At 62.8% G+C, this 23,265-nt stretch carries 17 protein-coding genes and 1 riboswitch; of the genes, 12 read left to right on the forward strand and 5 right to left on the reverse strand.

The window, feature by feature from the left end; translation table 11 throughout:
• Nucleotides 1–12 precede the first annotated feature (12 nt).
• Nucleotides 13–770 (forward strand): IS5 family transposase gene (locus tag GRI58_RS00960; protein WP_419957008.1). Its coding sequence is split into 2 segments (ribosomal slippage): nucleotides 13–339 and nucleotides 342–770, totalling 756 coding nucleotides; the frame shifts between segments, so codons are not numbered across the junction.
• 117 nt (nucleotides 771–887) lie between these two features.
• Here the strand turns inward: GRI58_RS00960 and uvrA are convergent.
• Nucleotides 888–3,824, reverse strand: a complete 2,937-nt coding sequence (gene uvrA / locus GRI58_RS00965; protein ID WP_160751685.1) for an excinuclease ABC subunit UvrA — start codon at nucleotides 3,822–3,824, stop codon at nucleotides 888–890.
• A 219-nt stretch (nucleotides 3,825–4,043) separates the two neighbouring features.
• Here uvrA and GRI58_RS00970 point away from each other — a divergent pair, with 219 nt between their 5' ends.
• From GRI58_RS00970 to GRI58_RS00995, 6 genes are all read left to right on the forward strand, one after another.
• Nucleotides 4,044–5,612: an outer membrane protein assembly factor BamB family protein gene (locus tag GRI58_RS00970; RefSeq protein WP_160751686.1), complete on the forward strand. Its 1,569-nt coding sequence runs from the start codon at nucleotides 4,044–4,046 to the stop codon at nucleotides 5,610–5,612.
• 127 nt (nucleotides 5,613–5,739) lie between these two features.
• A complete protein-coding gene (locus tag GRI58_RS00975; RefSeq protein ID WP_160751687.1) occupies nucleotides 5,740–7,815 on the forward strand; it encodes a M13 family metallopeptidase in 2,076 nt (691 codons plus the stop codon).
• A gap of 141 nt (nucleotides 7,816–7,956) precedes the next feature.
• Complete coding sequence (locus tag GRI58_RS00980) at nucleotides 7,957–8,271, forward strand: hypothetical protein (RefSeq protein WP_237451997.1); 315 nt, start codon at nucleotides 7,957–7,959, stop codon at nucleotides 8,269–8,271.
• A 155-nt stretch (nucleotides 8,272–8,426) separates the two neighbouring features.
• Nucleotides 8,427–8,705, forward strand: coding sequence for a hypothetical protein (locus GRI58_RS00985; protein WP_160751688.1), 279 nt, complete (start codon nucleotides 8,427–8,429; stop codon nucleotides 8,703–8,705).
• 54 nt (nucleotides 8,706–8,759) lie between these two features.
• Complete coding sequence (gene thpR, locus GRI58_RS00990; protein ID WP_160751689.1) at nucleotides 8,760–9,302, forward strand: RNA 2',3'-cyclic phosphodiesterase; 543 nt, start codon at nucleotides 8,760–8,762, stop codon at nucleotides 9,300–9,302.
• Between the two features lie 169 nt (nucleotides 9,303–9,471).
• Nucleotides 9,472–11,685 carry a M3 family metallopeptidase gene (locus GRI58_RS00995; RefSeq protein ID WP_160751690.1) on the forward strand — a complete coding sequence of 738 codons (2,214 nt, stop codon included), beginning with the start codon at nucleotides 9,472–9,474 and terminating at the stop codon, nucleotides 11,683–11,685.
• Between the two features lie 12 nt (nucleotides 11,686–11,697).
• On the opposite strand, the gene GRI58_RS01000 is transcribed toward GRI58_RS00995, so the two are convergent.
• From GRI58_RS01000 to GRI58_RS01015, 4 genes are read right to left on the reverse strand one after another with little or no spacing between them, the layout of a single operon-like run.
• Nucleotides 11,698–12,426, reverse strand: a complete 729-nt coding sequence (locus tag GRI58_RS01000; RefSeq protein ID WP_160751967.1) for an ABC transporter ATP-binding protein — start codon at nucleotides 12,424–12,426, stop codon at nucleotides 11,698–11,700.
• Nucleotides 12,423–13,376, reverse strand: a complete 954-nt coding sequence (locus tag GRI58_RS01005) for a FecCD family ABC transporter permease (RefSeq protein ID WP_160751691.1) — start codon at nucleotides 13,374–13,376, stop codon at nucleotides 12,423–12,425. The genes GRI58_RS01000 and GRI58_RS01005 overlap by 4 nt, the downstream gene beginning before the upstream one ends.
• Nucleotides 13,373–14,185: an ABC transporter substrate-binding protein gene (locus GRI58_RS01010; RefSeq protein WP_337190857.1), complete on the reverse strand. Its 813-nt coding sequence runs from the start codon at nucleotides 14,183–14,185 to the stop codon at nucleotides 13,373–13,375. The genes GRI58_RS01005 and GRI58_RS01010 overlap by 4 nt, the downstream gene beginning before the upstream one ends.
• A complete protein-coding gene (locus GRI58_RS01015) occupies nucleotides 14,182–16,200 on the reverse strand; it encodes a TonB-dependent receptor plug domain-containing protein (RefSeq protein ID WP_160751692.1) in 2,019 nt (672 codons plus the stop codon). Before GRI58_RS01015 ends, GRI58_RS01010 begins: the two co-directional genes overlap by 4 nt.
• Nucleotides 16,201–16,259: 59 nt before the next feature.
• A riboswitch (cobalamin riboswitch) is annotated at nucleotides 16,260–16,469 on the reverse strand.
• A 129-nt stretch (nucleotides 16,470–16,598) separates the two neighbouring features.
• Here GRI58_RS01015 and GRI58_RS01020 point away from each other — a divergent pair.
• From GRI58_RS01020 to odhB, 5 genes are all read left to right on the forward strand, one after another.
• Nucleotides 16,599–16,907, forward strand: coding sequence for a hypothetical protein (locus tag GRI58_RS01020; protein WP_237451998.1), 309 nt, complete (start codon nucleotides 16,599–16,601; stop codon nucleotides 16,905–16,907).
• A gap of 199 nt (nucleotides 16,908–17,106) precedes the next feature.
• Nucleotides 17,107–18,069, forward strand: coding sequence for a malate dehydrogenase (gene mdh / locus GRI58_RS01025; RefSeq protein WP_160751693.1), 963 nt, complete (start codon nucleotides 17,107–17,109; stop codon nucleotides 18,067–18,069).
• 96 nt (nucleotides 18,070–18,165) lie between these two features.
• Entirely contained in the window at nucleotides 18,166–19,056 is an 891-nt protein-coding gene (gene sucD, locus GRI58_RS01030) for a succinate--CoA ligase subunit alpha (protein WP_160751694.1), read from the forward strand.
• Nucleotides 19,057–19,153: 97 nt separating this feature from the next.
• On the forward strand, nucleotides 19,154–21,985 hold the full coding sequence (locus tag GRI58_RS01035) for a 2-oxoglutarate dehydrogenase E1 component (RefSeq protein ID WP_160751695.1): 2,832 nt from the start codon (nucleotides 19,154–19,156) through the stop codon (nucleotides 21,983–21,985).
• A gap of 32 nt (nucleotides 21,986–22,017) precedes the next feature.
• Nucleotides 22,018–23,259 carry a 2-oxoglutarate dehydrogenase complex dihydrolipoyllysine-residue succinyltransferase gene (gene odhB / locus GRI58_RS01040; RefSeq protein ID WP_160751696.1) on the forward strand — a complete coding sequence of 414 codons (1,242 nt, stop codon included), beginning with the start codon at nucleotides 22,018–22,020 and terminating at the stop codon, nucleotides 23,257–23,259.
• Nucleotides 23,260–23,265 lie beyond the last annotated feature (6 nt).

Below are 23,265 nucleotides of genomic sequence, written 5' to 3' on the forward strand. Positions count from 1 at the left end.
GAGGCACGGTGGATGGCGGATTTCTTCTGGTTTTCGGATGAGCAGTGGGCGCGGATCGAGCCGCTCTTGCCGAACGATACGCGCGGGATGCCAAGGGTTGATGACCGGCGCGTGCTTTCCGGGATTGTCCACGCTCTGAAGAGCGGTGGCCGCTGGGGCGATTGCCCCGAGCATGTCTACGGGCCGAAGAAGACGCTCTACAACCGCTTCCGGCGCTGGGCCGAACGCAGCGTGTGGGAACGGATCTTCGCCCAGCTCGCCGGGGTCGATGGCGTCCCGGACAGGCTCTTCATCGACAGTTCCTGCATCAAGGTCCACCCCACCGCCGGAGGCGCAAAAGGGGGGCCTTGGCTCATGGTATCGGCATCACCAAAGGCGGGCGTAACACCAAGCTCCATGCCGTCTGCGACGAGAAAGGTCGCCCACACGTCCTCCTGCTGACGCCTGGCAATACACATGACGCCAAGGTCGCCATACTGGCGATCAATGCCATGCCGCCATCAGAGTATCTGGTCGCCGACAAGGGCTACGACAGCAATGCCTTGCGCTCCTGGCTGATCGAGCGCGGCACCACGCCGGTCATCCCGGCTAAGTCCAACCGCAAGGTGCACATCGAGCACGATCGGCAAATCTACCGACAGCGCAATGTCGTCGAGCGCATGTTCTGTCGCTTCAAGGATTGGCGCCGCGTCGCCACTCGCTTCGACCGCAACATCAAGACTTTCATGGCATCCATCGCCATCGCCGCATTCGTCACATGGTGGCTCTAATGAGTCCGGACCCTAATCTTCTGCTTTTGAATTGAGCCCCTTAGCTAGGCAACCTGCACTTACATGCGCGACTCGCCCGCCGCATACCTTGCCTCAGCCCCAGCAACTGCCTCCGGCCTACGCCGGGGCAGGCTCGTTCCGGGTCGCCCGCCCCAGCAACGGTTTGAGATACTGGCCGGTGTAGCTTCGCTCACTCCCCACCACCTCCTCGGGCGTCCCTTCCGCCACCACCTCGCCACCCCGCACACCGCCATCGGGGCCGAGGTCGAGCAGCCAGTCCGCCGTCTTGATCACGTCGAGATTGTGCTCGATCACCACCACGCTGTTGCCTTGGTCCACCAGCCGGTGCAGCACTTCCAGCAGCTTGCGCACGTCCTCGAAATGGAGGCCCGTCGTCGGCTCGTCGAGGATATAGAGCGTCTGCCCGGTGGAGCGGCGGGCGAGTTCCTTGGCGAGCTTCACCCGCTGCGCCTCCCCGCCCGAAAGCGTCGTCGCCTGCTGGCCCACCTTGACGTAGCCCAGCCCCACCTCGTTCAGCATGTGCATCTTGTCGCGGATCGGGGGGACGGCCTTGAAGAATTCCTCCGCATCCTCGATCGTCATGTCGAGCACGTCGGCGATCGAGTGGCCCTTGAACTTCACCTCCAGCGTTTCACGGTTGTAGCGTTTGCCGTGGCATTCCTCGCAGGTGACATAGACGTCGGGCAGGAAGTGCATCTCGATCTTGATCAGCCCGTCGCCCTGGCACGCCTCGCACCGGCCGCCCTTGACGTTGAAGCTGAAACGCCCCGGCTTGTAGCCGCGCGCCTGCGCTTCGGGGAGGCCCGCGAACCAGTCGCGGATCTGGGTGAAGGCGCCGGTGTAGGTCGCCGGGTTCGATCGCGGGGTGCGGCCGATGGGCGACTGGTCGATTTCGATCACCTTGTCGCAATATTCGAGTCCCGTCACCTTGTCGTGCGGCCCCGCGATCACGCGCGCGCCGTTCAACGTGCGCGCGGCGGCGGCATAGAGCGTGTCGATGGTGAAGGACGACTTGCCCGAGCCGGAGACGCCGGTGATGCAGGTAAAGGTGCCGAGCGGGATGGAGGCGGTGACGTCCTGCAGATTGTTCGCCCGCGCGCCGTGGACGGTGAGCTTGTGGCCGTTGCCCTTGCGGCGCCTGGCCGGCACCTCGATCTGCCGCCGTCCGGTGAGGTAATCGGCGGTGAGCGATTTCTTCGACTTGAGCACCTGTTTCAGCGTGCCTTCGGCGACCACCTCGCCCCCGTGGACGCCCGCGCCGGGGCCGAGGTCGACCACGTAATCGGCGGCGCGGATCGCGTCCTCGTCATGCTCGACCACGATCACCGTGTTGCCGAGATCGCGCAGGCGTTTCAATGTTTCCAGCAGCCGGTCGTTGTCGCGCTGGTGGAGGCCGATGCTGGGCTCGTCGAGCACGTAGAGCACGCCCGACAGCCCGCTGCCGATCTGCGAGGCGAGGCGGATGCGCTGGCTCTCCCCCCCGGATAGCGTGCCGCTGGTCCGGTCGAGGTTGAGGTAATCGAGCCCGACATTGTCGAGGAAGCCCAGCCGCTCGTTGATCTCCTTGAGGATCGCGCGGGCGATCTGCCCCTGCGTCTCGGACAGCTGATCGGGCAGCGCGAGGAACCAGTGCTTGGCATCGGACACGCTCATCTTGGTGGGCGTGGCGATATCGGTCGGGCCGTCCGGGCCGGGCACCTTCACCGCCAGCGCTTTCTCGTTCAGGCGCTTGCCGCCGCAGGTCTCGCACGGCTGCGCGGTCTGGAACTTGCTCAGCTCCTCGCGCATCCACGCACTCTCGGTCTGGAGCAGGCGGCGGTTGAGGTTGCCGATGACGCCCTCGAACGGTTTCTGGACGGTGTATTCCTTGCGCCCGTCTTTGAAGGTGAGCGGCACGCGCTTGCCCTTGGTGCCGTGGAGGATCACATCGCGATGATCGGGCGCGAGATCCTGCCAGGGCGTGTCCAGATTAAAGCCGAATTCCTTCGCGAGGCTGGCGAGCACCTGCATGTAATAGGGGGACGGCGGGTTGGACTTGGCCCAGGGCACCACAGCGCCCTTCTTGAGGGTCAACGCCTCGTTCGGGACCACCAGCTGCGGATCGAACAGCTGCTTCTCGCCCAGCCCGTCACACGTCGGGCATGCGCCTTGCGGGGCGTTGAAGGAGAACAGCCGCGGCTCGATCTCCTCGATGGTAAAGCCGCTGACCGGGCAGGCGAATTTCTCCGAGAAGACGATGCGGTTGGCGGGAATGCCGGCGCCCTTCATCGCGCCGCCCGCTTCCTCTTCGCCCTCGCGCCCCGGCACCACACCGTCGGCGAGGTCGATATAGGCCAACCCTTCGGCCAGCTTGAGCGCGGTTTCGAAACTGTCGGCCAGGCGGGTTTCGATCCCCTCCTTCACCGCGATCCGGTCCACCACCACTTCGATGTCGTGCTTGTATTTCTTGTCGAGCGCGGGGGCTTCCTCGATCGGATACATCTCGCCGTCGATGCGCACGCGGGTGAAACCCGCCTTCTGCCATTCGGCCAGCTCGCGGCGGTATTCGCCCTTGCGTCCGCGCACCACCGGGGCGAGCAGGTAAGCCCGCGTCCCTTCCGGAAGCGCCATCACCCGGTCGACCATGTTGGAGACGGTCTGCGCCTCGATCGGGCGACCCGTGGCAGGCGAATAGGGAATGCCCACCCGCGCCCACAACAGGCGCATGTAGTCGTAAATCTCGGTGACGGTCGCCACGGTCGAGCGCGGATTGCGGCTGGTCGTCTTCTGTTCGATGCTGATTGCGGGGCTGAGCCCGTCGATATGCTCGACATCGGGCTTCTGCATCATCTCGAGGAACTGGCGCGCATAGGCGCTGAGGCTCTCGACATAGCGCCGCTGCCCTTCGGCATAGATGGTGTCGAAGGCGAGCGAGGACTTGCCCGAGCCAGACAGGCCGGTGATGACGATCAGCGCATCGCGCGGCAGGTCGATATCGACGCCCTTGAGATTATGCTCGCGCGCGCCGCGAACCGAGATTGTGGTGAGTGCCATGAAGAGCGATGTTCCGCAAATGTTCGTGTAGGTCAAGGGCGACTGGCGATGGCATGCACACCATCTGGCAGACATCGACGAAGTGGTTAGCGTCCTGCCGGATTGCAACAGACCGTAGAAAAGTGGGACAATCGTCGCTTATGCCATTGTGACCCACAATATTTTGAAGCAGAGTTTCAATTGGTTGGCAGAATAGCTGGCAAACGAGGGGTATTATTCATGAGGGTCGCACTTTTGACGGCGGTGAGCACCGCCGCATTTCTCACGTCGTCATGCGGGGGTGAAAGCGGAAGCACCCCATCGACCAATGCGCCAGCCCCACCTCCAACCTTGGCGGTAACCTTGTCAAAATCATCGACCGATGTGACTGTTGCGGAGGGCGAAACCGCAAGCTTTGGTTTTATGGCAACCTATACCGGCAGCAGTTCCGACCCTGTCGTTCCGGACGTGGCCATAAATGGCAAGCGCTATGCGCTCGACGGCACACCGACCGCCTCAGGCCAGAAATTCGACGTCGCTTTAAAGACATCAGATTTCGCACCGGGCGGCAAGTCGACCAGCACTGTCACGTTCCGCCTGTGCAAATCATCTGCCTGTGCGACAGTTTATCCAGGGTCGACACAGACTTTTACAGTCAACCTGGACGTCCAACTCAAGGATTGGGCGATGTTTCAACGGAACAGCGGACACACGGGATATGTTGCCGCCCGTTATGATGCCCAGAAAATTGCACAAGCTTGGACTTGGAAGGTTGCACCTGGGCTCGACGCTCGTCCGGTTTCAGCAGACGTGGACTCTGTCTACGTCGTGGAAGGGAAGGATGACATTCCAGCCACCGCAGATGTGGCCGATCGAGTTGTTCGGCTCGACGCATCGAATGGCCAGCCCGTGTGGGACAATGAGCTTAAAATCCACAACAGTATTTCGGGCGCATCGCTAAACGGGGGTATGCTTTACATTAACGGCATCGATCTATCTACCAACACCAATCCAATATACTTCATAAATAAATCGGACGGATCGATTAAATATAAAAACCAATTTTCTTCACAATATGGTGAGTATATGCAACCCACCATTCACGCTGGCAAAATGTACGTGGCGGCCGGATTTTATGGCGATCAAGTTTTCGGATACGATGCGCTCACCGGTTCAAAACTTTGGGAGAGTTACGGCAGCTTCGGCATAACCGATGGAGAGTCAGTCGCGGTAGATAGCGATTCTGTTTATTACTATGCAGGAAGAGGCGTCGATTTATTCGATCCAACAACCGGTGTCCTTAAGCGTACCTTGGAAAATCAATATTTCACTGGAGGCGAATACGGCTGGGAGAGTGCGCTCATGCTCGACGGATCAGGCGGCATTTACGGAATGAATGGAACACGCGCGTGGCCCTATTCTGCAAATGCTATAATCGGCTATTCCACGCTTTCAACACAGGCAGTTTGGAAAACAGCTAAGCAATATATAGCACATCCTGCGTTATCAAATGGGTTCATCTATGCACTACGGAGTGATTCCCGAGCAATTGACGCGATCAACACAAAAGATGGCAGCGTAGCTTGGTCAATTCCAATTCCTGGGTCCGGAAATCTACGGAACAACGTCGTTGTAACAGAAAACCTGCTGTTCGTATCCACTGAAACCGACACATATGCTTTTGATCTCAAATCTTCCGAGCGAAAGATGGTTTGGTCAGCGCCAGTAAGCGGCATGCTAGCGATCACACCGAACAACTTGCTAATCGTTGCCGGCATAGATTCTGTGACTGCCTTTCAGCTGTCCTGAGTGTCAGTCCGAATGTCCACGCCGCCTAACCGTCCGCAGAGCACAGTCTGTCGTTCGTGGAAAACCCTGCCATTCTTGACGTTTTCCGCTAGACAGGCGCGCAATTGTTAATCGGGGATCACTCTTCATGACCACATTCACCACGTTCTTGCGCGCCCGCGCACTGGGCAGCGCTGCCTTGGCCGGTGCCTTGCTCGCGGCTGCTCCTGCCGCCTATGCGCAGGACGCCACAACTCCGGCCGCAGCAGCAGCCAACAATCAGATCGTCGTTATCGGTCATCCCAAGATCGGCGAATTCGGGCTCGATCTCACGGCTCGCGACCTGAATGTGAAACCGGGCGACGATTTCGAGAAATATGCTTCCGGCACATGGCTCGCGAAGACCAAGATCCCCGCCGACCGCGCCTCCACCGGCACATTTTACGAGCTTTACGAAGGTGTGCAGAAGGAGCTTCAGAACCTCATCACCACCGCGCCTGCAGACAGCAAATATGGCAAGCTCTATCGCGCTTTCATGGATGAAAAGGCGGTCGAGCGCGCAGGCCTCAAGCCGTTGATGACAGATATCGACCAGGTGAAAGCGATCCAGGACAAGGGCGCTTTTGCCAAATACATGGCCGAAACCAATGGCAAGTTCGGCATCGACCTGTTCGATTACAGCGTCGGCTCCGACACCGAGAACCCCAACCTCAACGTGCTCTACATGGGCCAGAGCGGGCTGGGCCTGCCCAATCGCGATTATTACCTCAAGGCCGAATTCGCCAAGCAGCGCGCGGCCTACAACGCCTATATCGTCCGGACCATGAAAGCGATCGGCACCCCCGATCCGAAGGCAGCCGCCGAAAAGATCATGGCGTTCGAAACCTATGTCGCGCAATTGAGCTGGGAGCCCGACCAGCAGCGCCAGATCGAGCTGCTGAATAATCCCTATTCGACCGAGCAGTTCGAAGCCTATGCCCCTGGCGTCGACTGGAACCAGTATTTCGCCGGTGCCGGCATCCCGCCGCAAAAACGCCTGATCGCGGGAGAGAACACGGCGATCAAGGCGCTGGCCGAGCTGTATAATTCCACCCCGCTCGAAACTCTCAAGCTGTGGCAGGAATTCCATATCGCCAGCCAGGCATCGCCCTATCTTACCAAGAAGATGGTCGACAGCCGCTTCAAGTTCACCAGCACGCTGTCGGGCGTGACGCAAGAACGCCCACGCTGGAAGCGCGCCGTGTCGATGGTCGACGGTTCGCTCGGCGAGCTGGTCGGCGAGGCCTATGTGGCGAAATACTTCCCGCCCTCGGCCAAGGCCAAGATGCAGGATCTGGTTGCCAATCTCAAGCTGGCAATGGCAGACCGGATCAAGGGCAACAGCTGGATGAGCCCCTCGACCAAGGAAGCGGCGCTCGACAAGCTGTCCAAGATGAGCGTGATGGTCGGCTATCCCGACAAGTGGCGCGATTATTCGGGCCTCACCATCACCGACAACCTCTATGCCGATGCCGAGGCCGCGGGCAAGTTCAACGCTGCCTACCAGATGAGCTTCCTCGGCAAGCCGGTCGACCGCAAGCTGTGGGGTATGAACCCGCAGACCGTGAACGCGTATAACGGCGGACTGGAAAACAAGATCGTGTTCCCGGCGGGTATCCTGCAACCGCCGTTCTTCGATCCGGCGGCGGACCCGGCGGTCAACTACGGTGCGGTCGGCGCGGTGATCGGGCACGAAATCAGCCACGGCTTCGACGATCAGGGCCGCAAGATCGACGCCAATGGCGCGGTGCACGACTGGTGGACGCCGGAAGATGCCAAGCGCTTCGATGCCAAAGCCAAGGAATACGGTGCCGAATTCGCAGCCTATGACGACAATCCCGGGGTGAAGATCAATCCCGAGCTGACCATGGGTGAGAACATCGCCGATCTTGCAGGCCTGACCGTGGCGCTCGATGCCTATCATCGCTCGCTGGACGGCAAACCCGCACCGGTGATCGACGGGCTGACCGGCGACCAGCGTTTCTTCCTGTCGTGGGCGCAGGTGTGGCGAAGCAAGCAGCGCGAAGACGCCATGAAGAACCAGGTCGCCACCGATCCGCACAGTCCGGCGCGCTATCGCACGCTCACCGCGATGCGGAACATCGACGACTGGTACAAGGCGTTCGACGTGAAGCCCGGCGATGCGATGTATATCCCGCCCGACAAGCGTGTGCATATCTGGTGATTCAGGCCGGAGCCTGCGCGCAAATTCGGGCAACCGGAAATGCCGTAGGCTCCAGCTTGTTAAGGTCCGCTTAGGAATTTACCCGATAGTAACCCTCCCGGGTGTGGTGGACCCATCGATTATCCGGGAGGGTCACAATCAATGCGTGGAATGAAACTGCTTGGCGGAGCCTTGGCTCTCGGCCTTTTGACCGCTGGCACCGTTGCGCGGGCCGACGATCCCAACGATCCGTCGATGAAAAGCAAGGCGGCGCGCGAGCGCGACCGCGCGGCGATCCGCGAGCTCAATCTGCGCCAGCTCGACCATGTTCGCGAGCGCGATGCGCGGCAGGCGGAAGGCTGGAAAGCCTATCGCGACTATCCGCGCCAGCAAGCCGAATACGAGCGTCGCATGGCCGAATGGCGGCGTGCAGTGCGCCTGTGCCAGAGTGGTCATTACGACTATTGCGACCGTTAGGCCTGAGGTTAAAACTTGGTCATCGCTGGCTCATTTGCGATCAATCGCGGACCTTTTTCCGGTTTTCGGCATTGTTTGGGATGAATAAGGGGAAGTCCAGCGGCTGTGGAGGCAAACCTCCCGGCCACCCGCTTCCCTCTGAATGAAGCCTGGCAATGGAGCATTTTCGCGCCGTGTTCGATGACGCTTATCTCGATCAGAAACCGACCGGAGACAGTCCGGTCGATGACGAGATTCGTCAGTTGATCGTCGATCTCTACACCCCGCTGGATACCCCGGCGCGCGCGCCTGCCACTGCGCAGGAACGCGCCGCAAAGCGTGAGGAACGAGCCCGCGAAGATTTGCGCCGCGCACGGGAGGCTGCGCGCAAGGCGTTCAATGTGCGCCCTTCCTTCCTCAAGCGCCGGCAAGCCAAGCAGATCCTGTCCACCTGAGTTCACGCAATCGGTACGGATGACGCGAGCCGGTCGACACGTTAAGTTCGTGTGATGTCGCATCGCTTGTTCGTCGCCCACCGTCCACCCCCGGCAATCCGTGAAGCTTTGATCGCGACCATGCATTCGCTGCCGGGGGCGCGTTGGCAGGACGATGCGCAACTCCACCTCACCTTGCGCTTTATCGGCGAAATCGATGCAGGACAGGCCGAGGGTCTTGCCGCCGAACTGGATCGGGTGCGCGCCGCGCCTTTTCCTTTGGCGATCGAAAGCGTTGGCCATTTCGAAAAGAAGCGCAAACCCCATACACTGTGGGCGGGCGTGACCGCCTCGCAGCCGCTCGCGGTGCTACAGGGCCGGATCGAGCGGGCCTGTCGCAAGGCCGGGCTGGCACCGGAAACGCGCCGATTTGCGACGCATATCACCCTCGCCCGGCTCAATTCCGCCAGTGCATCGCCCGCCGGCTTCATTGCCGCGCACGCTGCGCTGACCAGCGAGCCTTGGACGCTCGATAACTTCGATCTCGTCGAAAGCCATCTGGAAAGCGCAGGCGCAAGGTACGAAACCATATGTCGCTACCGCCTCTCCGCCAGTTGATAAAGCACCGTCACTGATCGACGAACGGCCACGTCCACCCTTGCAATCCATGCTCATCCCCTGTTCAAGCGGAATTGTTAAAACTGTTACTTCTTCCCCGGGCCCGGCGGCTGTCCTTGCATCGTCATGGAAACCGCGCCGCTGCCCGTCAGTTGATATGGAGAGATGAATGAAGGCCCCCATTCTGGCCACCACTGCCCTCGCCGCCACGCTCCTTGCCGGATGCATGACGACCTCTGGAGATAGCGCGATGGCCGAAGCACCTGCCGCCCCCGCCCCCACCACCGCTTCGAATGACGCGATTCCGCAGGGCACCGGCCCGTTCGCGCAGGAAAGCAATTTGCCCTTCCACGCGCCCGATTTCACCAAGATCAAGGAATCGGATTATGTCCCAGGCTTCGAGCAGGGCATGGCGATCCAGACCGCCGAAGTGAAGGCGATCACCGACAATCCCGCCGCACCGACGTTCGACAACACCATCGTCGCGCTCGAGAAATCGGGCCGGATGCTGGGCCGGGTGAGCGCCGTGTTCAGCGCGCTGACCAGCGCCGATACCACGCCGGGCCTCGACAAGATCGACGAAGAGATGGGGCCGAAACTGTCGGCGCATTCGGACTCGATCATGCTCAATCCCAAGCTTTTCGCCCGCGTTTCGGCGGTTTATGACCAGCGCGCGCAGCTGGGCCTCGACAATGAGGACATGAAGCTGCTCGAACACACCTACAAGGCGATGGTCCATGCCGGGGCCAAGCTGACCCCGGCCCAGCGCGAGCGGGTTGTTGCGATCAATTCCGACCTGTCCAAGCTCACCACCCAATTCGGCCAGATGGTGCGCGACGGCACCGTCGCCAGTGCGCTGGTGGTTGACAACAAGGCCGACCTCGCTGGCATGTCGGACGCCGAAATCCAGGCCGCCGCCAAGGCTGCCGCTGAAAAGGGCATGGCGGGCAAATACCTGATCACCTTGCAGAACACGACGCAACAGCCTGCCCTGGCGGAACTCAACAACCGTGATGTGCGCAAGAAGCTGTTCGATGCCAGCTACTACCGCGATGACAAGGGCAACCAGTACGATACGCGCGATCTGATCTCCAAGATCGTCCAACTGCGCGCCGAAAAGGCTGCGTTGTTCGGCGATCCCGACTGGGCGACCTATGTCATGTGGGATCGCATGGCCAAGAACCCCAAGACCGCGCTCGCCTTCATGGACCAGATGGTGCCGCCCCTCGCCGCGACGCAGCGCAGCGAAGCTGCCGAGCTCGACAAGGTGATCAAGCAGGACGGCGGCGATTTCACAGTCAAGCCGTGGGACTGGTTCAAATATTCCGACCAGCTCAAGAAGGCCAAGTTCGACATCGATCCGGACGAGGTGAAGCAGTATTTCGAAATTCACCGCGTGCTGGAAGATGGCGTGTTCTACGCCGCCAACCAGCTTTACGGCCTGACCTTCAAGCGCCGCACCGATATCCCGGTCTACAACAAGGACGTGTGGGTCTACACCGTCTATGACAAGGACGGTAGCGAGCTGGGCCTGTTCTATTTCGACCCATACCAGCGCGCCAGCAAGAGCGGCGGGGCATGGATGAGCAATTTCGTCGAACAGAGCCATCTGTTTGGCGACAAGCCGGTCATCTACAACGTCCTCAACATCCCCAAGGCGCCCGCGGGCGAGCCGCAGCTGATCAGTTTCGACTGGGCCGAAACGATGTTCCACGAATTCGGCCACGCGCTGCACGGGTTTTTCGGCAACGAGAAATACCCCAGCCTTTCGGGCACCAATGTGGCGCGCGATTTCGTGGAATTCCCCAGCCAGGTCAACGAGATGTGGGCGAGCTACCCCAAGGTGCTCGAACATTATGCCAAGAACTACAAGACCGGCGCACCGATCCCCAAATCGCTGGTCGACAAGATCGAGGCATCGTCCAAATTCAACCAGGGCTATGAGTTCGGCGAGACGGTCGAGGCCGCCTTGCTCGACATGAAGTGGCATTCGCTCTCGCCGGATCAGGCCAAGGCGATCGACACGCCGGCCAAGGTTGACGCTTACGAGAAGAACTCGCTGGAGCAGACGGGGCTGGAAATCGGGCTGGTGCCGCCGCGCTACCGCTCGACCTATTTCAACCACATCTTCTCAAGTCCGGTGGGCTATTCGGCGGGCTATTACAGCTATCTGTGGACCCAGATGCTGGACCATGACAGCCGTCACTGGTTCCTGGCCCACGGCGGGCTGACGCGCGAAAATGGCCAGCATTTCCGCGATACCGTGCTCAGCCGCGGTTCGACGCAAGACTACTACAAAATGTTCGAAAACTTCACCGGCCATGCGCCCAGCCCCAAGCCGCTGCTTGAGGATCGCGGGCTGATGAAAACGCCGTCGAAGTAATCGACGTTGTAGCTAGAACGTCACCAATGCCCGCTGGCCCGGTTCGCCGATCCAGCGGGCGGTAACGCCCCAGACGCGCTCGACCACCTCGGTGGCGAGCGCGTTTTCGCATCCGCCGTCGGCGGCCACGCGGCCTTTGTCGAGCACCACCACCCGGTCCGCATGGTTCATCGCCAGCGCCAGATCGTGCAGCACCAGCACCACGCCCGCGCCCGCTTTCGCCGCGCTGCGCAAATGCCTGAGCAATGCGAGCTGGTGCGCAAGATCGAGTGCAGCGAGAGGCTCGTCGGCGAGGATCCATGCAGGTTCGCCCGCCAGCACCCGCGCCAACAGCACGCGAGCGGTCTCCCCACCCGATAGCGACTGCGCCCGGCGCTCGGCAAAGCTCTGGAGGTCGAGCGCCGCAAGCGAGGCCGCAACCGGCGCCGGATCGCTATCGCCATGCGGCATCCGCCCGAGCGCGACGAGGCTGCGCACCGGCACGTCCCAAGCAATCTCATGCGCTTGCGGGAGATAGCCGATCTTCTGCCCGCGCGTACGCGGCGTCATGGCGGCAAGCGGCTCTCCATCGAGCAGCGCCGCGCCGCTATCGGGTTCCAGCAAGCCAGCGAGCGTTTCGAGAAGGGTCGATTTGCCCGCTCCGTTCGGCCCGCAGATCGCTGTGATCGTGCCGGGTTCGAGCATGAGCGACACATCGCTCAGCCGCTTGGCGACCGAGATGGCCTGCGCCGCCAGCCTCATGCCAGCCCCCGCCGCATCCGCAGCAGCAGCCACAGGAAGAAGGGCGCACCCAGCAGGCTGAGGGCGATGCCAAGGCGGATTTCGGTCATGGTCGGGATCAGCCGGATCGCGCTGTCCGCCACCAGCACCAGCAGCGCCCCGGCAAGTGCGCTTGGCAGGATCAATTGCGAGGGGCGGCGGTCGGTCAGCGGGCGCACCAGATGCGGCACGATCAGTCCGACGAAACCGATGATCCCGGCAACCGCGGTGATCGCGCCGACAGTCAGCCCGATCCCCGCCACCAGCAGCCACAACAGTCGGCGCGGCTGAACGCCCAGCGAACGCGCCACGGCTTCGCCCAGGGTCAGCGCGTCGAGCGCGCGCCCGGCACGCCACAACAGCGCGATACCCGCCAGCACCAGCGGCGCGGCCAGCTCGACATCGCTCCAGCTCCGGTCCGTCAGCGCGCCGTTGAGCCACATCACGATGGTTTCCATCGCGAAGGCATTGGGCGCGAGACTGATCGCCAGCGCCATCAATGCGCCGGTGAGGCTGGCGATCATCAAGCCGGCGAGCGTGAAAAGCGCAATCCCGCCGGTGCGCCCGGCGATCAGCGCCAGCAGCGCCATCGCCCCGCCCGCCCCGATCAGCGCGAAGATCGGCAGCAGCCACGCACTCGCCGCAAAACCGAAGAACAGCGCCACCACCGCGCCCAGCGCCGCACCGGGCGCGATCCCGAACAGCCCCGGATCGGCCAGTGGATTGCGCAGATAGCCCTGCATCGCTGCCCCGGCCGCGCCCAGACCGCCACCCACGATCAGCGCGAGCACGCTCCTCGGCAGGCGCAGTTCGGCGAGGATCAGCACGGCGTTGGGGGTTGTTGCCGGGTCCAGCCACACGCGGCCCGCCAGCAGCGACAGCGGGAAGGCGATCACCAGCAGTCCGGCAAAGATGGCAGAAGCGCGGGTCATGATGCGGCGGCCTGGCTGCGTAGGGCGCGCAGGCGGGTCATCGCGCGAATGATCGTCGGCCCGCCGCAATAGAGCAGGTTCGGCGCAAACGGCGCGATGGTCGTGTGGTTCAATTGGCGCAGCACCGGGTGATGCTGCCCACGCGCGCTGCCAGCGACCAGCAGCACTTGCGGCGGATGCGCCACCACCTGTTCGAGCGAGAGATAGGCCCCCTGCCCCATGCCGCGCTCCGCCGAATAGCTGGTGAAACCTGCACGGCCGAGCAGGTCGCTGATCAGCGTTCCCGCACCCGGCACGATCCCGCCCGGTTGCCACAGCGCGGCGGTGATCGGCTTGCCGCCAACGAGCTTCGCTGCCTTCGCAATCCGCTGGGCCAGCGCGCTTCCCCGTGCAGGATGCCCCGTCAGCGCGGCGATGCGGCGGACCTGCGCCTCGCTCTCCTCGACGGTGCTCGCGATACCGAACGTCTCCACCCTCAGCCCCAGCCGCCGATAAGCCGCGAGCGTCGACGGTGCGGTGAAGCTGCTCGCCAGCACGAGGTCGGGGTGCAGCTCCAGCACCTCCTCCGCGCTGCCGCCGGTCGCATGGAGGCTGCGCGCGGTGGCAAGGTCCATCGAGGTCGAGCGCGGGTCCTGGCTATAATGTGAGATGGCGAGGATCTGCGCGCGATCGGCCACATCCGCGACGATCGCATCGGTGCAGGGATTGAGGCTGACGATGGTGGGGTGCTCCCGCGGCGCGGCGGCAGGCGTGGCGCTGGCCGCGCATCCCGCCAGCATCAGCGCCGCAAGGAGCACGCCGGATTTCACATCCGGCCCCTCACCCCGATAAACGCCCCGCGTCCGGGCGAACCATACCCCGCCGCCGTCTGGTAGCTTTCGTCGAAGATGTTTTCGACCCGCCCGAACAGATCGATATCATGCGTCAGTGGTACAGAGGCGGTGATGTCGGCCAGCGTGTAGCCCGCCAGCCGGTCAACTTCACCGGCCTTGTCGTAACTTGGGCCGACCAGCCGCAGCTGCCCGCCCAATGTCACCCCGAACGGTGCGGTGTAATCGGCATGGACCGTCGCCATGTCGCGCGGCCTGCGCGCCAGATCGAGGCCGGTGCCGCGATCCTGCGCGGTCAGATGGGTGTAGTATCCCGCCAGACGCAGGCCCGGCGCAAGCTGCGTGCCCGCCTCCAGCTCGATCCCATGCGCGCGCGCGCGGTCGGTGTTGTCATAGGTGCCAAAGGGCCGGTTGGTGCAGATTCCGCCGGTCACGCCGAAGCAAGAGACGAAGGTAATCAGCTGCGAAGAATCGCGCCGGAACGCGGTCAGCGCGAAATGCGTGCCTTCCCCGCGCGTGCCATGCTCGATCCCGAAATCGACGCTGGTGCTGGTCTCGGGCCGCAGCTGCTGGTTGCCGTAATCGGAATAGAGTTGATACAGCGTCGGTGGCTTGAACCCCTCGCCATAGCTGGTGCGCAAACGCCAGCCGTGTCCGAGGCCATAGCTGATATCGCCGCCAAGGCTCACCTTGCTGCCGAAGCGTTCATGATCGTCGACCCGCGCCCCGGCATGGGCCGCCAGATTGCCGAGAACCCAGCCCGCCTGCAGATAGCCGCCGGTGATACTGGTGGCGGCATGGGCGTCATAGCTCGTCTGGTAGCTGGTGCGTTCATGCTCGCCACCGAACGCCAGCGTCAGCCCGCCGATCAGGCGATATTCGCCGCGCAGGCTGACCATGTCCGAATGCCCGTCTCCGGTGAACGTCGGCGCGGGTCCGGTCGCGGGATCGAAATTGTCGCGCGCGGTATCGGCAAACGACCATGCGCCGCGCAGGGTCAGATCCATGCCGTAATAAGCCAGACCCAGCGCGCCCGAATATTGCTTAGTCGTCTGCGTTTCGTCGGTATCGGCCAGCACGTAATTGGGCGGCGGGAAGCCGTCGATGTCGAGATGGGCGTGCGAATAGCGGCCATTGGCGAAAGCTTCGATCTGCGGGGTCAGGTCGACATGCGCCGTGCCGCCCACGCCCCACTGCCTCAGCCCGTCGGGCTCGGTCCCGTCGGCGGCGGCGGAAAAGCCGTCGGACCGGATCGCCGCACCGCCCAGCCCAATGCTGTAGCCATCGCCCTTGATCCCCGCCGAAGCCTGCGTCGTCAGCGTGTTGCGCGCGCCATATTCGACGCTCGCGCCAAGGCCGGGCGTCGCGCGCGTGGTGATGTCGACCACCCCGCCCATCGCGTCCGCGCCCCAGATGGTGCTGTTCGATCCGCGCAGGAAATCGATCCGGCTGATGTTGCTGGCGAGCAGCGTGCCGAAATCGAAGCCGCCCGCGGGTGAGGACGGATCGGCCACGCGCACCCCGTCGATCAGCACCAGCAGCTGATCGGCATCGGCTCCGCGTACGCTGACCCCGGTGTAGGAGCCGAGCGGGCCGTTGCGGGTCAGACTGACCGAGGGAACCCGCTCCAGCACGCGGGCAATGTCGGCGCCCTGCACGGCGTCGATCTCTTGCCGGTCGATCAGCGTGACCGGTTGACCGGTGTTCTCGATCGAGGTCGACAGGCCATTGGCGGTGACGGTGATCGTCGGGGCATCGTCGGTTGCTGTCGCAGCGCGATCATGCCGCGCCGCCGGAACGGGTGTCGGTGTCGGAGCCGGGGCGGGTGCAGGCTCCCCCTGCCGGGCAAGGATTTCGGCGACCGCTGCGTCACCGGCATCCTGCCGCTGTTGCTGCGCATCCTGCGCATGGGCCGCCGATGCAATCAGCGAAACGGAGAAAAGAAACAGATATTTGGACACAAAACCTCCATCGTGAACGGTTGTGCCGCTCATGACGGAGGGAGCGCAAAGAGACGCGCTCACCCGTTTGCCATCGGTGCACCCCGCCCGTGGCCGAACGACCGTCATCGGCAGGTCTCCTGGCTCCCGGATCATCGGCCCGCCCCCGCCTTCCCGACGCGCCCGAAAGCGGTATCAGTGGCATATTGGAGGCGGCCCTCCCCGGTCACAGTTGCGGGGGCAGCGGGAGCTTCGCACTCCCTTCCCTCTTAGGATCCGGCCCTCTTGCGAAGGATGGATCAACCCATGACGTGCGCGGCCCTTAGGCGCGGCTGATCCGGCTGGCAAGATTTACGGATCGATAACCGTGACCACGAACTTACCCTTAGTCGGTCGGTCGCCATAGGGCCGCTAACGCCGCAGAGCGCCATAACAAAAAGGTTCGCCGACACATGACCATTCGCTTCGCCGCCGCCCCCCAGCTTCGCCATTCTCACGTTGCGCGGGTGCTGTCATGGAACGGACCACAGGCCGCAGCGAACGACAATCCCGGCCAGCATGATCCGCTGTCCTCCCGCGCGGTGCGCGAGGCGCTGGCGCATTTTGCAATCCACGGGATGCGCGCCGCAAGCGAAGCACGGCGTGCCGCACTCGACGCGCGCGCGAGCGGCGATCCAGCGGGTTTCCGCCATTGGGTCTCGATCTGCCGGGTGCTCGACGATCGGCTGGCAAACGACCTCGCGCCGCAGGAAGCCTGCTGACGGGCGCATTATTGCTACTGCAAACTATTCGCAAAGATAGTTGCCGCCCCATGGTTTTTGGCGGTTGCAATCCCCGCGGTGCAGGCCTACGTCCCCCGGCAAGTTGCCGGATGCAGCCTCTGTCGCGGGACGTTGGGCGCATTATTCTCGGCCAGGCCTTCATGTCCCGCAGGACGCAAAGGACAACAGAGCAGTAGCCATGGCCCGCAAAAAAATCGCCCTCATCGGCGCCGGAATGATCGGCGGCACCCTCGCCCACCTCGCAGCGAAGAAGGAAATGGGCGACATCGTCCTTTTCGACATCGCCGAAGGCATGCCCCAGGGCAAGGCACTCGATCTCAGCCAGTGCGGCCCGGTCGAAGGCTTCGACGCCAGGATCACCGGCACCAATGATTATGCCGACATCGCCGGGGCAGACGTGGTGATCGTCACCGCCGGCGTGCCGCGCAAGCCCGGCATGAGCCGTGACGATCTGCTCGGCATCAACCTGAAAGTGATGAAGTCGGTCGGCGAAGGCATCAAGAACAACTGCCCCGACGCATTCGTGATCTGCATCACCAACCCATTGGACGCGATGGTTTGGGCACTGCGCGAATTTTCCGGCCTGCCGCACAACAAAGTGGTCGGCATGGCAGGCGTGCTCGACAGCGCGCGCTTCGCAACCTTCCTCGCATGGGAATTCGACGTCAGCGTCAAGGACGTGAACGCATTCGTGCTCGGCGGCCACGGCGACACCATGGTCCCCGTCACCAGCTACACCACGATCAACGGCATTCCGGTCAAGGATTTCGCCCAGATCAAGGGCGTGTCCGAGGATCGCATCGACGAGATCGTGAAGCGCACGCGCGGCGGCGGCGGTGAGATCGTCGGCCTGCTCAAGACCGGCTCCGCCTTCTATGCCCCCGCGACCAGCGCGATCAGCATGGCAGAAGCCTATCTGGGCGACCAGAAGCGCGTCATCCCCTGCGCCGCCTATGTCGAAGGCAAGTATGGCGTCGACGGCCTCTATGTCGGCGTGCCGGCGGTGATCGGTGCGGACGGCATCGAGGACGTGGTCGAGATCGACCTGTCGGACGAAGAAAAGAGCAACCTCAAGGTTTCGACCGACGCGGTCGAGGAACTGCTGGTCGCCTGCAAGGGGCTGGATGAAAGCCTGAAATAATTTCCCGAGCCCCAGCGCAGGCTGGGGCCTCCATCGGCCCAGCGCCAGACCGAGAGAGGTCCCTGCCTTCGCAGGGACTCACAAAGGACCAGAGACATGAGCATCCTCGTAGACAAGAACACCAAGGTCATCACGCAAGGGATGACCGGCGACACCGGCACTTTCCACACGCAGCAGGCGCTCGATTACGGGACGCAGATGGTTGCGGGTGTGACCCCCGGTAAGGGCGGCACCGAGCATATCGGCCTGCCCGTTTTCAACACGGTCAAGGAAGCCAAACAGGCAACCGGCGCGACCGCATCGTGCATCTATGTCCCGCCGCCGTTCGCAGCGGATTCTATCCTCGAAGCGATCGACGCCGAGGTCGAACTGATCGTTTGCATCACCGAGGGCATTCCGGTCCTCGACATGGTGAGGGTGAAGCGTGCGCTCGACGGCAGTAAGAGCCGCCTTATCGGGCCCAACTGCCCCGGCGTACTGACCCCCGGCGAATGCAAGATCGGCATCATGCCCGGCTCAATCTTCAAGAAGGGTTCGGTTGGCGTCGTCTCTCGCTCGGGAACGCTGACCTATGAAGCCGTGCACCAGACGACAATGGTCGGCCTGGGCCAGACCACCGCGGTCGGCATCGGCGGCGATCCGGTCAATGGCACCAATTTTATCGACGTGCTCGACCTGTTCCTCGACGATGACGAGACCAAGTCGATGATCATGATCGGCGAAATCGGCGGCAGCGCCGAGGAAGAAGCCGCAGAATTCATCAAGCATCAGGCGAAGAAGGGCCGCAAGAAACCGATGGTCGGCTTCATCGCGGGCCGCACGGCGCCTCCGGGCCGCCGCATGGGCCACGCCGGTGCGATCGTCTCCGGCGGTCAGGGCGGCGCGGAAGACAAGATCGCTGCGATGGAAAGCGCTGGCATTCGCGTCAGCCCCTCGCCCAGCGAACTCGGCACCACGCTCGACGCGCTGCTGAAAGAGCTGGCCTAAGCAGAATTGCGGATGGTCCCGCTGGTGGGACCGTCCGCGTTTGTGAGGCATTGGCATAGTGAGCCGACAATCCGGTCGGCGTTAAGGAAACCCCGTCATGGGTAAAGAACCGCAAGACTTCATCCCCGAGCTGACCGATCAGGAAGGTCCGCAACCCGGCCCGAGCTGGGCCCGCAAGGGCTGGCCGCTGTCGGGCGTTGCGGCGGAGGACGATCTTACCCAGAGCCTCGACCCGATCGCAATGAAGATTGCGGTCGCCAAGGCGGCGGACAAGGCGGGCAAACCCACCGATCCCAAGGCGATCGAGCGCGCGGCCGAGGATTCGATCCAGGCGATGCTGCTGATCCGGCTGTTCCGCGTGCGCGGGCATCTGGCCGCCGATCTCGATCCGCTGGGCCTCAGCCATCGCGACGTGCCCGAAGAGCTGACGCTCGAATGGCACGGCTTTGCGGGCAAGGAAGATCGCGAAGTCTTCGTCGGCGGCGCTTTCGGTTACGACTGGGTCGCCATCGGCACGCTGTATCAGGCACTCAAAGACACCTATTGCGGCAATGTCGGCCTCGAATACATGCACATCTCCGACACGGAGGAACGCCGCTTCCTCCAGGAGAAGTTCGAAAGCCCGGGCGAGACGATCCAGTTCACCGACGAGGGCAAGCGCGCCATTCTGGCGGCGGTGATCCGCGGCGAACAATACGAGAATTTCCTCGGCAAGAAATACGTCGGGACCAAGCGGTTCGGCCTCGACGGGGGCGAATCGATGATCCCCGCACTCGAAGCGGTGATCAAATACGGCGGCCAGATGGGCGTGCGCGAGATCATCTATGGCATGGCCCACCGTGGCCGCCTGAACGTGCTCGCCAATGTGATGGCCAAGCCTTACAAGGTCATCTTCCACGAATTTCAGGGCGGCAGCGCCAACCCCGACGATGTCGGCGGTTCGGGCGATGTGAAATATCACCTCGGCACCAGCACCGACCGCAGCTTCGACGATATCAACGTCCATATGAGCCTGGTGCCCAACCCCAGCCACCTCGAAGCGGTGAACCCGGTGGTGCTGGGCAAGGCCCGCGCGCAGCAGGCGATCCGTGACGATCTGAAGAAGCACGAACAGGTCCTGCCCGTATTGATCCACGGCGATGCCGCCTTCGCCGGGCAAGGCATCGTGTGGGAATGCCTCGGCTTTTCAGGCATCCGCGGGTACAACACCGGCGGTTGCATCCACTTCGTGATCAACAACCAGATCGGTTTCACCACCAGCCCGCAATTTGCGCGTTCATCGCCCTATCCCAGCGATGTCGCCAAGGGCGTTCAGGCGCCGATCCTGCACGTCAACGGCGACGATCCTGAAGCCGTCACCTTCGCCTGCAAGCTGGCGGTGGAATACCGACAGGTGTTCGGTCGCGATATCGTGATCGACATGTGGTGCTATCGCCGCTTCGGCCACAACGAGGGTGACGAGCCCAGCTTTACCCAGCCGTTGATGTACGACCGGATCAAACGGCATCCCAAGGTCAGCGTGATCTATACCGAACGCCTCGAGAAGGAAGGCGTGATCGAATCCGGCTATGCCGACGGGCTGACCGCGGAATTCACCGACCACCTCGAAAAGGAATTCGAGGCGGCGACCAGCTACAAGCCCAACGCAGCCGACTGGTTCGGCGGGCGCTGGTCGGGCCTCAACAAGCCGGCCGATCCGGAAAATGCGCGCCGCAATGTCGAAAGCGCGCTGGGCGACAAGCTGATGGGCAGCCTCGGGCGCACGCTCACCACCGTCCCGGATGACGTGAACGTCCACAAGACGCTGGGCCGCATCCTCAAGGCCAAGGCCGAGATGTTCGAAAGCGGCGAAGGTTTCGACTGGGCAACCGCCGAAGCGCTGGCTTTCGGCAGCCTCGTCACCGAAGGCTTCGGCGTGCGATTGTCGGGCCAGGATTCTGGTCGCGGCACTTTCAGCCAGCGCCACGCGGTGTGGATCGACCAGAAGGACGAGCACAAATACATCCCGCTGGCCACCCTGCCCCACGGCAAGTTCGAGGTCTATGACAGCCCGCTATCCGAATATGGCGTGCTGGGCTTCGAATACGGGTTCGCCATGGCCGATCCCAAGACTCTGGTGCTGTGGGAAGCGCAGTTCGGCGATTTCGCCAATGGCGCGCAGATCATGATCGACCAGTTCGTTGCCGCGGGCGAGGCCAAATGGCTGCGCGCCAACGGCCTCGTGATGCTGTTGCCGCATGGCTACGAGGGACAGGGGCCGGAGCATTCCTCCGCACGCCTCGAACGCTTCCTTCAGCTCAGCGCGAACGACAATATGTGCGTGTGCAACATCACCGTGCCGTCGAACTACTTCCACGTGCTGCGCCGCCAGATGCTGCGCCCGTTCCGCAAGCCGCTGGTGATCATGACGCCCAAGAGCCTGCTGCGCCATCCGATGGCGAAGAGCGCGGCGAGCGAGTTCACCGGCGAGAGCCACTTCCGCCGGATCGTCAGCGACACGACCGAGATTGCCGACGAGAAGGTCAAGCGGCTGGTGCTGTGCAGCGGCAAGGTCGCCTATGACCTGATCCAGAAGCGTGACGAGGCGGGATTGGACGATGTGTCGATCGTGCGGATCGAACAGCTTTATCCCTTCCCCGGCGATCCACTGGCGCTGCGGATCGAACGGATGACCAATCTGGAATCGATCGTGTGGTGTCAGGAAGAGCCGAAGAACAACGGTGCATGGTTCTTCGTCGATCGCCTGATCGAGGAAGCGGCCGAAAAGGCAGGCAAGTCCGGTATGCGGCCCTGCTATGCCGGACGCGAAGTGTCCGCGAGCCCGGCCACCGGTCTCGCCAAACGTCACCAGGTACAGCAGGAATCGCTGGTCAGCATCGCTCTCGGCCTTGCCGATGGCGGAGCTGCCGCACGCGGCGACAGCAAGTAAATTCAATCGCCTAGATAAGGCAACGAGGTAAGATGGCCCAGGAGATCAAGGTACCAACGCTCGGTGAATCGGTCACCGAAGCTACTGTCGGCGAATGGCTCAAGCAGCCCGGCGACCCGGTCCAGCGCGATGAACCCATCGCCAGTCTCGAGACCGACAAGGTCGCCGTCGAGGTGCCCAGCCCGATCGCGGGCGTGATGGGCGAACTCAAGGTCGGCGTCGGCGACACCGTCGAAGTCGGCACGGTTATCGCCACCGTCGAGGAAGGCAGCGCCGGAGCGGCCAAGCCCGCCGCGCCCAAGGTCGAGAGCAAGGACGCACCCGCGCCCTCGCCTGCCCCCGCGCCAGCACAGGCGAAGGCGGCTTCCGGCGACGAATCGATCGCCATGTCGCCGGCCGTGCGCCGTGCAGTGCTCGAAGCCGGCGTCGATCCCACGCAGATCAAGGGCACTGGCAAGGATGGCCGGTTGACCAAGGAAGACGTGCTCGCAGCCGCTGAAGCAAAGAAAAGCGGCGGTGCGGCGCAAGCGGCGCCTGCTGCCTCTGCCTCCCCCGCACCGGCTGCGACCGGCGAACGGCGCGAGGAACGGGTCAAGATGACCCGGATGCGCCAGACCATCGCCAAGCGGCTGAAGGGCGCGCAGGAAAATGCCGCGCTGCTGACGACGTTCAACGATGTCGACATGTCGGCGGTGATCGAAACGCGCAACCGCTACAAGGATCTGTTCGCCAAGAAGCACGACATCCGCCTCGGCTTCATGGGCTTCTTCTCCAAGGCCGCCTGTCTTGCGCTGCGGGACGTGCCCAGCGTCAACGCCTATATCGAAGGCGATGAGATCGTCTACCACGACTATGTCGATATCTCGGTCGCGGTCAGCGCGCCCAACGGCCTCGTCGTGCCGGTCGTCCGCGACGTCGACCAGAAGGGCTTTGCCCAGATCGAAAAGGACATCGCCGATTTCGGCGCGCGCGCCAAGGACGGCACGCTGACGATGGACGACATGAAGGGCGGCACCTTCACCATCTCCAACGGTGGTGTGTTCGGATCGCTGATGTCGACCCCGATCATCAACCCGCCGCAGAGCGCGGTTCTGGGCCTCCACCGGATCGAGGATCGCCCGGTGGTGGTGGATGGTGAGATCGTCATCCGTCCGATGATGTATATCGCGCTGTCCTACGACCACCGCCTGATCGATGGCCGCGAGGCCGTGACCGCATTGAAGATTATCAAGGAAGCGATCGAAGATCCCGCGCGGATGCTGATCGACCTTTGAGGAAAG

The organism is Qipengyuania algicida, from assembly GCF_009828025.1.
Lineage (GTDB): Bacteria > Pseudomonadota > Alphaproteobacteria > Sphingomonadales > Sphingomonadaceae > Qipengyuania > Qipengyuania algicida.

What these genes read in the sequence shown, in the direction of transcription:
- GRI58_RS00980 (WP_237451997.1), top strand. Translation starts at nt 7,957, where the DNA reads ATGCGTGGAATGAAACTGCTTGGCGGAGCCTTGGCTCTCGGCCTTTTG.
- GRI58_RS01000 (WP_160751967.1), bottom strand. Translation starts at nt 12,426, where the DNA reads ATGAGGCTGGCGGCGCAGGCCATCTCGGTCGCCAAGCGGCTGAGCGAT.
- GRI58_RS01035 (WP_160751695.1), top strand. Translation starts at nt 19,154, where the DNA reads ATGGGTAAAGAACCGCAAGACTTCATCCCCGAGCTGACCGATCAGGAA.
- GRI58_RS00995 (WP_160751690.1), top strand. Translation starts at nt 9,472, where the DNA reads ATGAAGGCCCCCATTCTGGCCACCACTGCCCTCGCCGCCACGCTCCTT.
- GRI58_RS00975 (WP_160751687.1), top strand. Translation starts at nt 5,740, where the DNA reads ATGACCACATTCACCACGTTCTTGCGCGCCCGCGCACTGGGCAGCGCT.
- GRI58_RS00985 (WP_160751688.1), top strand. Translation starts at nt 8,427, where the DNA reads ATGGAGCATTTTCGCGCCGTGTTCGATGACGCTTATCTCGATCAGAAA.
- thpR (WP_160751689.1), top strand. Translation starts at nt 8,760, where the DNA reads ATGTCGCATCGCTTGTTCGTCGCCCACCGTCCACCCCCGGCAATCCGT.
- GRI58_RS01015 (WP_160751692.1), bottom strand. Translation starts at nt 16,200, where the DNA reads ATGAGCGGCACAACCGTTCACGATGGAGGTTTTGTGTCCAAATATCTG.
- sucD (WP_160751694.1), top strand. Translation starts at nt 18,166, where the DNA reads ATGAGCATCCTCGTAGACAAGAACACCAAGGTCATCACGCAAGGGATG.
- GRI58_RS01005 (WP_160751691.1), bottom strand. Translation starts at nt 13,376, where the DNA reads ATGACCCGCGCTTCTGCCATCTTTGCCGGACTGCTGGTGATCGCCTTC.
- GRI58_RS01020 (WP_237451998.1), top strand. Translation starts at nt 16,599, where the DNA reads ATGACCATTCGCTTCGCCGCCGCCCCCCAGCTTCGCCATTCTCACGTT.
- odhB (WP_160751696.1), top strand. Translation starts at nt 22,018, where the DNA reads ATGGCCCAGGAGATCAAGGTACCAACGCTCGGTGAATCGGTCACCGAA.
- uvrA (WP_160751685.1), bottom strand. Translation starts at nt 3,824, where the DNA reads ATGGCACTCACCACAATCTCGGTTCGCGGCGCGCGCGAGCATAATCTC.
- mdh (WP_160751693.1), top strand. Translation starts at nt 17,107, where the DNA reads ATGGCCCGCAAAAAAATCGCCCTCATCGGCGCCGGAATGATCGGCGGC.
- GRI58_RS00970 (WP_160751686.1), top strand. Translation starts at nt 4,044, where the DNA reads ATGAGGGTCGCACTTTTGACGGCGGTGAGCACCGCCGCATTTCTCACG.